Origin of the sequence: Neobacillus jeddahensis (assembly GCF_000612625.1) — a bacterium.
GTDB lineage: Bacteria > Bacillota > Bacilli > Bacillales > Cytobacillaceae > Neobacillus > Neobacillus jeddahensis.
The window spans coordinates 1-13,646 of sequence record NZ_CCAS010000052.1; the positions used below are offsets into that span (position 1 = coordinate 1).

Here is a 13,646-nt window from a genome sequence, read left to right on the forward strand (position 1 = left end):
CAAATATGAAAAATTTAAAATTATTGGATCAATTTAATATAGAGCAGATGAAATGCATAGATTCATTTTATTAGCTTCATTATTATTTGAGAAACTTCCAAATACAAAATATGTATGTTGAAGATGAAATTACAATAGCCAATGATTTATCGAGTATTATAAATGGAAATGGAATTAGGTTGATTATTATATAATAATCAACTTGGTTTATTGGAGACAGGGATGTGTAATGCAGAATAGTGCCGTGATTTTATGCCGCTTTTGCAAAAATTGAAATCCACTAGTTCGAATCGCAAATCAAAGACAACTTTTTAATCTATCATCAACATTTATTCACTAATTATGATAGAAGAAGCTTAAATCAATGCTGAAGTACTCTAAAACTATAATGGAAGAATGGTGATTCATATGAGTGATAAAAGAGTGTTATCATTATATTTGGAAAATTGTTTTGGTATTAAGAGTATGCAAGAAACTATAGAATTTGATAACAAAAATAACAATTGTATGATTTACGCTTCTAATGGCGTGATGAAAACTTCTTTATCTAAAACTTTAGACAAACTATCTAAAGGTGAATATCCTAGAGATGAGGTATTTAACAAACAAACTAACTTCAAAGTTTCTTATTCAAATTTTGTCGACGATGAAAACTTATTAACTTCTGGTGGATTAATAGATGTATTTGTAATTCATTCTTTAGATAACACAAATGATTTTGCACAAGCATCATCTAGTTTGTTAGTTAACGAAGATGCAAGAAGTAAATTTATAGATATTCACAAACAGATTAGTGAAGCGATAAATGCTTTTAAATCAATGTTAAAGAAAAAACTCGGGACCGATTGTTGGTCGCAATTAAAGGGATATATAGGAAGGAATATTAAGGAAATAAAGAATGATGAATCACTGTTAATATCACTATATAGTTTTATGAAAAATGAAAATATTAATAACTATGAGAAGTTTAAATATAAAGATATATTCAATGATCATACAGATAAACTATTTAACAATTCTGATTTTCTTGAGAATATAAAAGATTATACAACCACATATAATAAGTTACTTAGAGAATCAAAGGTGTTTTCTGAAAAAGGTTTTGATCCGCAAAATGCTGATAGTATACTAGAACAACTAAAGAAAACAAACTTTTTTAAAGCCCAGCATAAAGTTATTTTAAACAATGATACTTCCAACATTATTCAAAATGAAATAGAATTTAAAAAAATATTAATAGAGGAAAAAACGAGAATACTAAGTGATGATTTAATGATTGAGAAGTTCGGTAAAATTGAAAAATTGCTCTCGAATGTTAATACTAGAAAGTTTAGAGACATTATTAAATCTAATCCTGAATATATTCCATTGTTGGTAAGTAGAGATATTCTTGAAAGAGATTTTTGGTTGTATAATTTATCCTATTTTACTGATGAAATAACTGTAATAAAAAATGTGATTTTAGAAAATGAAAAAACTCTTATTGAAATAAGAAAACAAGCTTTAAATGATTCAACCGAATGGCAAAAAGTTGTTGATGAATATAATACTCGTTTCCATGTTCCTTTTGAGTTAGTTATTAGTAATAAAGATGATGTAATTTTGAATTTAGACCTCCCTGTAGTGGAGTTTAAATATAAAGATGATATAACAGGAGAAGAAACAATTAAAAATTATGACAGTTTACAAAATGTATTAAGTAATGGTGAAAAAAGGGCATTATATTTTTTGAATATAATATTCAAAATCGAGACATTGAAAAAAGCAAGTGATCAGAAATTATTAATCTTTGATGATATTGCAGATTCATTTGATTACAAAAATAAATATGCTATTATCCAGTACTTAAAAGAAATCAGTAATGAACAGAACTTCGATATGCTAATACTTACTCATAATTATGATTTTTATCGAACATTATCGAGCCGCATACCAATTAAAAGAGAGAATTCTTTCATAGCAAGGATTAATAAAGATAACTCTATATCTTTTAACAACCAAACTAGGGGAACTGAAACGCTATATTTAGGAAACATTTTTCAAATATGGATAAATTCTTTTTCCAATCAAAAGAATGAAATGATCATGACTGCGTCGATTACTTTTTTTAGAAATTTACTTGAATATAGATATACTAAAGACAAAACTCATTTCAACATCCTTACATCTCTGCTTCACATTAAAGAGGAAACTAATCAAATTACTTGGAATGATATTTTGCCAATCTTTCAGGATATAGTACCTGAATTACCAAAAGTAGCAAGTAATTTCAAATTCGGCAATAAATTGGTAATAGAATCCATATTTGAAAATGCTGATAAAGCTGTTAGAAATTCTTCCGGATTACAATCTAATCTAGAAAATAAGGTTGTATTGGCCATGGCAACAAGACTAAGATCTGAAATGAGAGCATTAGAAATATTAGGTTTACCATATGGTGATAAAGTAGGAAATCAAACATACGAATTATACAAAGATGTAAAAGAGAGTAAATATACATTATCAAATGAAGAAATAGAAATGTTTGAACAGGTGATGATAATGACTCCAGAACATTTACATTTAAATTCATTTATGTTTGAGCCTTTAATTGACACCTCTATTGATTCACTTATAGATCTATATGGGAAATGTAAAGATATTCAAAGCAGAGAGATTATTAATACTTAAGCATAAACCTCAATATCTACCGTCCATATCTACCGTACCTTCTCGAATTAGGTAAAATATTTATAAATTCCGGTGCCTGTCACGACCCGGTATTTGTCGAAAAATTGATAGGTTTTTAGATTAACAGATAGTGATAGAATGAAAGTGCAGCTGAATATTGTTAGGGTGGTTGGTTGTTACGCTTCTTTCCGTAACGGAAAGGGGGTGATAATCATGGAAACATTTCTTGAAATTCTAAGAGAAGTTCTGAAAGGAATTATGCGGGAAACTACTGCTTTTTTCTTTCGGAAAAACATTCTAGAAAACAAGAAAACCACCCAGCGCCGTCGTAAGCAAAAGGGTGGTTCTCGCAACAAATAGCAGATAAACAACCACCACCCTTACGGTAGCAGTTGTATCGAGAAGTGTTAGCGCACTTCTCTTTTTTATTATATATCCATTATACATGAAAATATTCCCTCTTAATAGGGAAAAGAATGGTATGTCAACACTAAACTAGACAAATTCCTTAAGGTCTGATTTACCTGGGTTTGGAACAGAGGAATTAAATGATACTATTCAATCGCAAAGAGCTAGAGAACAAGCAGATATTATTTTGTTTTTATGTCAAAGCAACAGCTTTTTGAACAAAATGAATGATATTTTATTCCTCAAAGATGTTATAAGAAATCTTGCGGCTACAAATAGCCCTCAATTACCATTACTTTCTAATTTATTTATCATCGCATCCCAGGCACATATTGTTGAAGATAGCATTGACAAGTTCTTAAATAGAGGGAAAGAGGTAATCGGTCAACAAATGTCTGAAGAGATTATTGAACATTTTTATAATACAACAAAAGATGTGTTCGTAGAGGCATTATCTAAGCGGTTTTTCACTTATTCGCTAGAAAAACCACATTTACGAGTTTCATTTGGGCCAGTGGGGTCAGACCCCCACTCACTAGATAAAGAATAACTATATTTCTTTACTTGATCTGAAGTCACATTGTGCCAGATTGGTAAAATCATTTGTTTTCCAGAGGTACTCTCTTTACTTACTATTCCATCTAACTCTTAGTTTGTCCAATATTTTTCTATAGAACTGGGAGAAATAACAACAATTCTATAATTGGAATTGGCAAGACCATTTCACTATTGCCGTTTATATTGGGTTAAACTACCACTCTCTTTCTTTAATACTTATAATAATAAGAATTTTTGAAGAAAATTAGATATCTTAAAGGAAAATAAAAAGATCCCTGGAAGGACTCGTTATGTGAAATCGTTTGAGCTTGTTTTTTCTCTACTGTACAAAGCTGATATATTAGTAATTATTGCATTGTTAGAAAGATCTACTCATGTACCCATATACGTAAGTCTAAATCTAATCCAGTCTTCCTTTTGATATTAGAAAGAGCAATTGCAATTCCAACACTAGTTAGGCTCGAATTACATAATTTTGTATTGTCCCATTTTTGAAGGTACATTGGAAAGGTGTTATAAGAACTTATTAGGGGCTTTACATCATCATCGATAAATTGAGATTTTCTATTATCCATAATTGCTTGTGATGTTGCTGAGCCAATGCTTATAGATAAACATCCTGAATATTGAAGATGCTGATAGAAAATCTCATTATTTGGTATTCCTTCACTTTTTATTATTTCATTAATAGTATTATAAAATGCAGCAAATGGTACAGGATTTACAAAAGTTAAATACCTAAACATGAAAATAAAAGATAAGACATCAATTTGTTTAGTTGTCAACTTAGGAATAATAGTAAGAGCTTCATTTAATACTAGTTTGACAAAAGACTCGTTTTGATTTGTTGTTCTTTTTATTAATACATCAACTAACAAATCCCTAATTTCATCATCACCTAGTCTAGCATGGTTTTTTTGTGTTTCATAAATAGCGAAACGCAAATCAGGATCTTCCGTATTTGACAATGCCTCAGGAGCAGTTGACTGCAATGTTCCCAAGTATTTATTAAGAATTTCCTCAGCACGTTCATTTACCAACTTTTCAACTTTTTCTCCCAGATCATAAAAGTTACTTTTAAAAACATCCATTGCTACTTGTCTTACTTCTGGAAAGCTTAATCCGTTGTTAACAACCGTAACTTTATTTCCTTGTATATTTGTGGTTCCATCTCCTGCTATAATTTCCTGTTTATCTCCGATCATTTTTATCACCTATTGTAACGTTTACGTCATTACCGCCTTGTATATTATTTGATTTATTTCCTGCAGTTATGGATTGACTAGGTTGGCTTTTATCTTTCTTATTCTTTATGAAAATGCCGGCCAAAATAGTTAAGAGCACTCCACCTATTCCACTGAACACTTTATTATCTACTATCCAATCCCACATTTTTTTTGCCCCTAACATAATGTAATTAATACCCATATTAAGGGTCAAATAGATGCTTGTCTATATATGTTCGTATCTAATTAAAGGATTTAAAAGCAAAGTAGAAAGACCTTTTTACCGGAAATGTTTTTTCTTTACAAATGGGGCTCCTCTAGGGCGTTAGATCACATTGTACTTCGTGCCTGAGGCTCCAGACCTCGAGTGACAGCGTTATGGATCTTGTCCTGCAAGTACGAATAATACGTGAAATCAAAGTTTAGATTTACTAGGCGGTATCCTCTGCAGGATGAAATGCAAGATCCCTTCACGTTCTAGAGGGGCCCTATTATAATTCTGTGATGGTTGACTCTTCAAAAAAATGGATATTGGGAGTTCTAGTTAAGGTCGGTCTTTATTAATAAAAAATTATGTTTGACTTATTAGCCATTATACGCTGTCACGCCCCGATATTTGTCGAAGATTGATAGGTTTTTATTGTGGTGGAAAGTGATAGAATAGGGTTGCAACTGAGTATTGTTGGGGTGGTTGGTTATTCCACTTCTTTCCGTTTCGGAAAGGAGGTGATAATCATGGAAACATTTCTTGAAATTCTAAGAGAAGTTCTGAAGGGGATTATGCGTGAAATAAGCGCATACCTCTTTCGGAAAAACGTTCTAGAAAACGAGAAAACCACCCCGCGCCGTACGAAGCAAAAGGGTGGTTCGAGAAAATAAAATAACTTAACAACCATCACCCTGACGGTAGCAGTTGCATGGAGAAGTGTTAGCAGCACTTCTCTTTTTTATTATATATCCATTATACATAAAAATATTCCCGTTGAGAAGGAGAAAACCGATTTCGGGGTCAGACCCCCACGCAGCTAAAGTTTAATGCAATAAATGAGTTTCTATTGATTCCAGAGATCCCAATCTATGTATGTATAACCAATGGTCATACATACATAGAAACCCAAATCTGTCCGACTGCTATGAATAAATCAGGTATTATGAAAAAGGCTATTCTCGAAAGAGCTGCCTTATTCACGATTAGGTGCACTTATTTATGACTTAGCAAGGTGAGACCTTTTTTTAATTCAGATGCCTGTCACGCCCAGGATCTTGGTGCCTGTCACGCCCCGAAATGCCCCGAACTTTGTCGAAGATTGATAGGCTTTTAGATAGATTATATATCCATTATACATGGGAAAATTCTGTCTCTTTTTTTATGATTTTGAAGGATTTTAGATTTTTTTGTAGAAATTTAGTATTTATTCACCACATTTATACTCCCAACATCTTCTGTTAACCCCCCGCTAAGGTTAATTCTTATTCATTAATTCCTACATCAATATTACTTTTCAAAACAAGTCTTATTTCAGCTCTTTGTATGTTCATTATCGATATCATAACAGGTCAGGGAGGTTATTTTATGACAGTAATAGTATCAAGTATTGGTTTAAAAGGATTAGAGGGCTATCGTGTGCAAGTTGAAGTAAGAATAAGGACTGGTACGGAATCGATGGTGATTGTTGGACTACCAGATGCTTCGGTAAAGGAGTCGAGAGAACGGGTAGTAGCAGCACTTGGACATTTTGATGTCGATGTTACCGATCAAAAGGTGGTGGTAAATCTCTCGCCATCTGAGCAAAAGAAAAACGGGCCACTATTCGTTAACTCACCACAAAAGGATTTCCAACATGTTATTGGCCATGAACAAGCGAAACGAGCACTTGAAATTGCTGCCGCCGGTGAACATAACGTCCTCATGAGCGGTCCGCCAGGATGTGGGAAAAGTCTGCTGGCAGAAACCTTTCCTTCCATATTACCTAATCTAACGAATCAGGCCCAATTAGAAGTAATGAGTCTATATCAGCTCGCTGGGGAGAGGAGAATCTTCCATCAAAATGCCCCGTTTCGACACCCACATCATTCCGCATCTTCGGTAGCCATTATTGGAGGAGGCTCCACGCCAAGGCCAGGAGAAATTTCACTCGCTCATCGAGGTGTATTATTTCTGGATGAAATCGCCGAATTTACTAAAAAGACGATTGATATGTTAAGGCAGCCACTTGAAACCGGACAAGTAACAATAAGCAGGGCTCATTCCACCGTGACGTATCCTTCAAATTTTATCCTTATTGGAGCAATGAATCCATGTCCGTGCGGGTATCTTGCTTCTAATCATCATTACTGCACATGTTCACATAAGCAAATCCAGGCTTACCGAAATCGAATATCAGGACCAGTTTATGATCGACTTGATATCCTATTACCATTGCAGTCAATTAACCTAGACCAACCTTCAAAGCGCCTGGAATCATCTAATGATATTCGTAACCGGGTTGAAGAAGCACGACAACGTCAATATCAACGCTATCAAACGGAAGTCTCTAACGCAAAAGCCCCTTTTGAAATCATTACCCAAACTAGCCCGATAACAAGTGATCAGCAAAAGATGCTAACCACCGTGGCTGTAAAGAAAAATTGGAGCAATCGTGTTCAAATCAAAATTATTCGATTGGCGAGAACCATTTCAGATCTGGCGGGAGAAGACCATATAACGGATACAGCAATATGGGAAGCCATGACACTAAGACGCCAAGGTCACCATAAACAACAATCTATAGCGAGGGAAACGTAAATGTCACGTAAGAAAAGAATCTGGATACCCAATCGTTTTTATCATATCATTTGCAGAGGTAATCGACGTGATCCGTTGTTTCGGAATGCTTCTGATTTCCAAGCCTTCCTGCACATTTTCGACCAGCTTCATGAAAAAACTCCTTTTGAAATGGCCTCCTATTGTTTAATGACCAATCATTATCACCTACAGATTCGTTCACCAGAAATCCCCTTTGCAAAACTGATGTCTCTAATCAACAAACGGTATGCAAACTACTACAATACCAAGTACCGTTTAACAGGACATGTATTTGAAAAACGCTATTTTGACAAAGTGATTGAAGATAAAGAAGGGATGCTGGAGGTCAGCCGCTACGTCCATTTAAATCCTGTTGAGGCAAAAATGGTTAAGAAGCCTGAATACTATCCTTGGAGCAGCTATCATTTATTTAAGTATCCAAGTTCGGTATCACCGCGATTTATGAACAGGGACTGCCTATTAGATTATTACGAAGGAACAGAAGAATTGAGAAGCGAGAAGTACTGCAAAAGTTTAGTCCCGGTGCCTGTCACAACCCGGAGTGGCCTTTTTAGAGGATGGGCGATTGAAAATCGATAATAATAGAAGCGAAAGATCGATTAAACCCGTAGTTATCGGAAGGAAAAACTGGCTGTTCGCGAATACACCGAATTTTGGGGTCAGACCCCCGCTCAGCTAAAGTTTAAAGTGGTAAAGTATAATAGTATGACTGCATTAATAAATTGGTAGCGGTTTTTTAATATTAATATTGAATAATTTTCCTAATCCTAATCCTAATCCATATGCAGTATTACAGTGTTAATAACGGAATGTTATGGAGAGAAATTGATGGTTCCATTGTGAGAGCCACCTCCAGTATAATGAATTTTCGCAATTGTATGTAAATCAATTATACTGGAGTTTTTTTATGATCAAATATCGTGAAATTCTGAGACTGAATGCTCAAAGTCTCAGTAATCGCAGTATTGCTTCAAGTTGTGGTTGTTCAAGTAATTTCGGGGTCAGACCCCCACTCAGTGATTACAGCCAATGAAATGTACCATCCTTGACATAGTTTTTACCACTGAATGACAAAAAGTGTACCAAAGAATGACAGACTATTTTACCACTTCAAAGCTTCTGGTGATAAAAGATAAAAAACATAGTTTTGAGAAACAAAAAACAACAATAAGATCAGTATTTTACAAACGGGCCAGATTATAGAGCAGCTTTCTTTAAAGAAAATTGGTTTTTTATAGCCATGCACCCATTCTCTTAAATATGGGCTTGTAGATCTAGTTATTAAACCAGCCACAAAAAGGAATATTACATAGGTTAAGTCTAACATTACGTTTTAAAAATGAGGAGAATAAGCTATGCACCATTATTGGTATGTGAATTCAAAGGGGAGCGGGAAGCTATATAATAACGAAATTTCAGTACCATTATATTCACAGCCCCAATTACCCAGTCTTGGAGGAATAAATGGTCTTGGGATTCACGAGGGTTTGAGTGGTCGAGTCTATCCGGCTGGGTGGGAGAGTCCCGGGTGTTTAAAAGGTTTTGATCGTATGGAACTGCCTGCTAATTGGAATTCTTCCGCCCGCAAAGTGAGTTTGACAGTACAGGAGCCTTCTTCCAGTTGGACAACACCGGCTGACAATAAGGGCTTTACACCCCATGGACACAACGGGAATTCGGTGCCGTTGGTGGATCATGACGATTGGGAGTCACATGAACAGCCTGACAATTGGCCGCAGCTTCCCGAACATCCGGGTGTTATGTCTCAAGAACACAAAGGAAATTTGCTGCTGCCGGTCAATCCTAACGTTTGGGAGTCACAAGAGCAGCCTACCAACTGGCCGCAGCTTCCCGAACATCCGGGTTTAATGTCTCAAGGACACAAAGGAAATTTGTTGCCGCCGGTCGCTCTTAACGTTTGGAAATCACATGAAGAGCCTACCAACTGGCCGCAGTTTCCCGAACATCCAGGTTATATTTTTCAAGGACAGTCCACTCCTTGGGCGCAGCCGATTAACCATGCAGGGATGTTCGCACAAGGACAGCCTCTAGGTTGGACTCCATCAGCCAGCCATGCGGGTTACAATTTCCAAAAACAGCCCTTCCCTTGGGCGCAGCCGGTCAATCATGAGGGTATGCTCGCACAAGGATCTCTCGCCGCTTTGCTGCCGCCATCCGTCAATCCTTTTAGCTTTAGCGCCAGTGGGCAGCAGGCGAAGTGGGGCGGTTTTGGAAACCCTGCAGGCTGGGGCGGATATGTAAATCCCCTGGGATGGGGGAATAACAATGGTAATGGTCAACCGGGGATACTTGGAAGCTTACTTAAAGCGGGAAAAGGCACCATGAATGGAATAGGAATTATTAGTAGTCTAATCGGCGTGGGAAAGTTCCTATTTTAGTGAATTGTTTCGGTGTCTGTCACGCCCCGATAAGCGCTTACTTTTTTCGGAAAAACGTTCTAGAAAACAAGAAAACCACCCCGCGCCGTAGCAAGCAAAAGGGTGGTTCACATTAGTCCTGGTGCCTGTCACGACCCGATATTTGTCGAAGATTGATAGGCTTTTAGTGTCCGGAGACACCTTTGTTGTCGGTTATATTGCCAGTGGCGTTGACGGGGCAACTGATTAACAGTCACTCTAAATTCCGGTGCCTGTCACGACCCTCTGTCCTGCATTAATTATTACAAAGTATCTAAAAAACCAAAAATAATCTTCCATTAAATGGCCCTTAACCAAAATAAGCGTGTCCCTTATTTGGAGATACGCATGACATACTGCAGAGAATTTACATTTAGATTAATAATTTTGAACTAATTCTAACTTCATAATCTCATACCCCTTAAGCCTGTTGGGGTTTCTCATTTCAATCACAATTTTTTCGGAACCTGTATGATAAACAATGGTATTGCCTCTGGATTTAAGCAATTCTTTTGTAGCTAATTTAGAATCATTAATAACATTAATCAATGCTACATCTGTTACAATCTTTTTATCATCTTCTATGTGGTAATCAAGGATATTAAGTTTTACATATTGATTTGGGTATAGTTTACGAACTTCTTCCCATTTCATTATTTATCACCCCTATTTTAGCTTCCTATCATTACCATAGCACATTCCTATTACAACCTAAATGATTCCCACCATTAGTGACACCAAAAACTTTTTATACACTTACATTTTTTAATATGCTCGCCTCAAGCTCGATTAAAGATAAATTAAAATAGAATTCAAAAATATTTACTATAAAAATCGTGTCTCAGCTTTCCGCTTAGCTGTGCATATATTTTCGTGGTTTCGCTCTTCTCATGACCAAGTAAACTCTGGATCACTTCAAGAGGCGCCCCGTTATTAATCATGTGAGTGGCATAATGTCGTAGCTGATGAGGATGGATTCTCTTCTTAATCCCTGCACGACTTGAAATTCGCTTAATGATAGATCTTATAAGATGGATACTCATACGTCTTTTGGGACTTCTTTCGGTGATAAACAAGCATGAATTCTCATCATCGCGTTCGTCCAAATATCTTTTCAACCATAGAGAGCAGCGGACATTGAAGTACACCTCTCTTTCCTTATCACCGTTGTATGGGTTTTGCGGATTAACAAAAGTAAAGACAAACGAGCTATCAACACCTACTCTATCAAAAACTTTAAGTGATTCCATAATTTCTCGTGCCTGAAGACCTTCATCACGTACATATTGTCCATTTAAACGAGTTTGTACAATTTTTCCAATCAATGGAATATGGTGCATAATAGATGATTTTATATCTATAATATTAAATGCTTGTCCAGTATTACGCTCAGCACCTTGATATGGACAGCAACCAAACTCCATAATTGCCAATGGTTTACCTTTTGCTAAAAGTGGTTTAAGCATGTCACCATATGTATCATTGATTTGTGTAGCTCGATAATGGTCTATCCCAATAATTTCGAAAGGCTCCCAATCCACTTTTTCAAACGGTAATGAAGCATAAGTAATTGGTCCTTTGTATGTCTGCCGAACCGATTTGATTGCATGGGCTAAGTATTCATTGAGTGCTTTGCTGTGACTTTCTGATTTCACAATATCTCCTTGTAACATGTTACGCATTCGCGCCCAACTATATATGAAATTTCAATAATTGGTAAATAAACATTTACCTTTTTATTGAAATTTCCTTGATTTTACGCAGATATAGTTATAATATATTTACTATATTCAATAAAGAGGTGATGAATGTTGGACGATGAAATTGCTCCAGAATACATTACTTTGATACCAAATTTATTTAATAGCTTTAGCGAGTTAAACAATTGAAAATGAACCAAAGGGAACGTGTTTTAATCATAATTAGTGGTATAGTAATGGGCATGGTAATGGGATTAGTCTTTAAAGATATGTACAAATGTTTGGTTACTGGCGCCGTTGTATCCTCCGTAATTATGGTAATACTAAATCAAAAAGGTCTAAACACCAATCGTAAATAACTTGCTGTAATTCAAATTGGTTTTTTATTGCATATTTTCCCCGAACTATAAAAAAGGAGATTAACGATATGACTTCATCCCCATTAACATTTGGAATTTATCCGCTAAGCGTAGCAGGAACGCCATTTGGTTTGGCTGCAGGACCTGATGATGACTACAAAAAAATTCAATTAGCGTTACAGGATCTTCGAGGGAACTCAAAAAAGCTATTTCCAAGAAACTACCTCATTTATACAAAAGAATGGGAAGCAAAAATGTTTGCAAATGCCGATCGCTATCTTGAATCGAATTTATTGGGCGACCTAACGATAGGGTGTGGGGACTGGACACATACTCAGGAACCAGATATAGAACTTGTTAATTGGCTCGATTTTATTCGAAAAGTTATTAACAAATACGGCTCTCATTTAGCTTCTCTTCAAATTACAAACGAGCCTAATTTATCATTTATGGAAGGTTCAAGGTCATATATCATGCAAGCACTGGTAGAAGGAGTAATTGCAGCGAAAAAAGAAGCCCAATTGCTTAATCTGCCTATTAAGATTGGCTTCGGCTCAGTTCCGGAAAGTCCTGCCTCTGTTCCACATTTTTGGGGAAATCTTTCCAAATCCGGAAGCCCCACATTTATTCATTCCGTTGATTTTGTCGGACATAATTTTTATGTGGATGTATTTGAAGATCAGCCACTTGATTTAAAAGAAATACCTGTTTCTGTTGAACATACGCTTCGCGATCTAAGGGAGAATCTCACCACGGTGGGCATCCCTGCTTCAGTCGCTATTCGAGTTACTGAAAATGGATGGCCCACTGGAAAGAATCCTGTAGCCAACATAGAAAGGTCTTATGAACGCCAATCAGCAGTTCTTGAAACAGTCATTCGAACGATCTATAAATTGCGAATAGAACTCAATATTTCCCATTATGAGCTCTTTGGGCTCCGTGATGCAGATAGCTCCAAAGATGATCTTTTCCATCAATATGGGATTATGCGTGATGATTATTCTCCGAAACCTGCTTACAATACATTTAAGCAGTTAATACAAGAGATGGGGCTTTAAGACAGCCTTGGCTATGGTGCCTGTCACGCCCCGATATTTGTCGAAGATTGATAGGTTTTTAGATTAACTGAAAGTGATAGAATGGAGTTGCTGCACATTTTTTTTGGAAAACCGTTTTAGTTAACAAGAAAACCACCCAACGCCGTCGCAAGCTAAGGGTGGTTCCCGAAAATAATATACTTTGACAACCACTACCCTGACGGTTGCAGTTACAGATAGAAGTGTTAGCAGCACTTCTATTTTTTTATTATATATCTATTATTTACACAAATATGCCGGTTTAAAAGAGAAACCTACTTAACTTTGAGGCCGGATCCCCACTAAATTCATCTCGGTGCTGTCAAGTCTGTTCAGTGATTTCCAAGAAAGATACCCCATTCAAAATGGATAGTAAAAAGAACTAAAAATGCAAAATTTAGCTTCAAAACTCACTTTTGAAAGCAA

The 13,646-nt window shown here is 36.0% G+C and carries 12 protein-coding genes and 1 pseudogene; 9 read left to right on the forward strand and 4 right to left on the reverse strand.

Annotated features, from left to right (window positions below):
• The first annotated feature begins 408 nt into the window (after positions 1-408).
• The 3 genes from TY15_RS17995 to TY15_RS24405 all read left to right on the forward strand — a co-directional run bounded on the left by TY15_RS17995 (position 409) and on the right by TY15_RS24405 (position 3,628).
• Complete coding sequence (locus TY15_RS17995) at positions 409-2,670, forward strand: hypothetical protein (RefSeq protein WP_040207178.1); 2,262 nt, start codon at positions 409-411, stop codon at positions 2,668-2,670.
• A 213-nt stretch (positions 2,671-2,883) separates the two neighbouring features.
• Positions 2,884-3,030 carry a hypothetical protein gene (locus TY15_RS24715; RefSeq protein ID WP_096911879.1) on the forward strand — a complete coding sequence of 49 codons (147 nt, stop codon included), beginning with the start codon at positions 2,884-2,886 and terminating at the stop codon, positions 3,028-3,030.
• Positions 3,031-3,265: 235 nt separating this feature from the next.
• Positions 3,266-3,628 (forward strand): hypothetical protein, encoded by a 363-nt coding sequence (locus TY15_RS24405; RefSeq protein ID WP_040207179.1) that lies wholly within the window; start codon positions 3,266-3,268, stop codon positions 3,626-3,628.
• Positions 3,629-4,004: 376 nt separating this feature from the next.
• On the opposite strand, the gene TY15_RS18005 is transcribed toward TY15_RS24405, so the two are convergent.
• Both TY15_RS18005 and TY15_RS18010 read right to left on the reverse strand, forming a co-directional pair.
• A complete protein-coding gene (locus tag TY15_RS18005) occupies positions 4,005-4,841 on the reverse strand; it encodes an LPO_1073/Vpar_1526 family protein (RefSeq protein WP_040207181.1) in 837 nt (278 codons plus the stop codon).
• Complete coding sequence (locus TY15_RS18010; RefSeq protein ID WP_040207183.1) at positions 4,828-5,028, reverse strand: hypothetical protein; 201 nt, start codon at positions 5,026-5,028, stop codon at positions 4,828-4,830. The genes TY15_RS18005 and TY15_RS18010 overlap by 14 nt, the downstream gene beginning before the upstream one ends.
• Positions 5,029-5,597: 569 nt before the next feature.
• On the opposite strand from TY15_RS18010, the gene TY15_RS24720 reads away from it, so the two are divergent.
• The 5 genes and pseudogenes from TY15_RS24720 to TY15_RS25385 all read left to right on the forward strand — a co-directional run bounded on the left by TY15_RS24720 (position 5,598) and on the right by TY15_RS25385 (position 10,067).
• On the forward strand, positions 5,598-5,741 hold the full coding sequence (locus TY15_RS24720; RefSeq protein ID WP_096911880.1) for a hypothetical protein: 144 nt from the start codon (positions 5,598-5,600) through the stop codon (positions 5,739-5,741).
• 694 nt (positions 5,742-6,435) lie between these two features.
• The gene (locus TY15_RS18015) at positions 6,436-7,647 is read left to right on the forward strand and encodes a YifB family Mg chelatase-like AAA ATPase (RefSeq protein WP_040207185.1); all 1,212 of its coding nucleotides are present in this window, start codon (positions 6,436-6,438) and stop codon (positions 7,645-7,647) included.
• Positions 7,648-8,247, forward strand: a complete 600-nt coding sequence (locus TY15_RS18020; RefSeq protein WP_042375082.1) for an REP-associated tyrosine transposase — start codon at positions 7,648-7,650, stop codon at positions 8,245-8,247. It abuts the gene before it with no gap.
• A pseudogene (locus tag TY15_RS23780) lies at positions 8,216-8,317 on the forward strand (IS66 family transposase); the annotation flags it as partial. The gene TY15_RS18020 and the pseudogene TY15_RS23780, both read left to right, overlap by 32 nt.
• A 1,135-nt stretch (positions 8,318-9,452) precedes the next feature.
• A complete protein-coding gene (locus TY15_RS25385) occupies positions 9,453-10,067 on the forward strand; it encodes a hypothetical protein (protein WP_392391440.1) in 615 nt (204 codons plus the stop codon).
• A 396-nt stretch (positions 10,068-10,463) separates the two neighbouring features.
• On the opposite strand, the gene TY15_RS18030 is transcribed toward TY15_RS25385, so the two are convergent.
• Entirely contained in the window at positions 10,464-10,739 is a 276-nt protein-coding gene (locus TY15_RS18030) for a hypothetical protein (RefSeq protein ID WP_040207186.1), read from the reverse strand.
• A gap of 158 nt (positions 10,740-10,897) precedes the next feature.
• Entirely contained in the window at positions 10,898-11,740 is an 843-nt protein-coding gene (locus tag TY15_RS25005) for a tyrosine-type recombinase/integrase (RefSeq protein WP_244440958.1), read from the reverse strand.
• A 472-nt stretch (positions 11,741-12,212) separates the two neighbouring features.
• Between TY15_RS25005 and TY15_RS18040 the strand changes: the two genes are divergently transcribed.
• Complete coding sequence (locus TY15_RS18040; RefSeq protein WP_040207188.1) at positions 12,213-13,202, forward strand: hypothetical protein; 990 nt, start codon at positions 12,213-12,215, stop codon at positions 13,200-13,202.
• Positions 13,203-13,646: the final 444 nt, after the last annotated feature.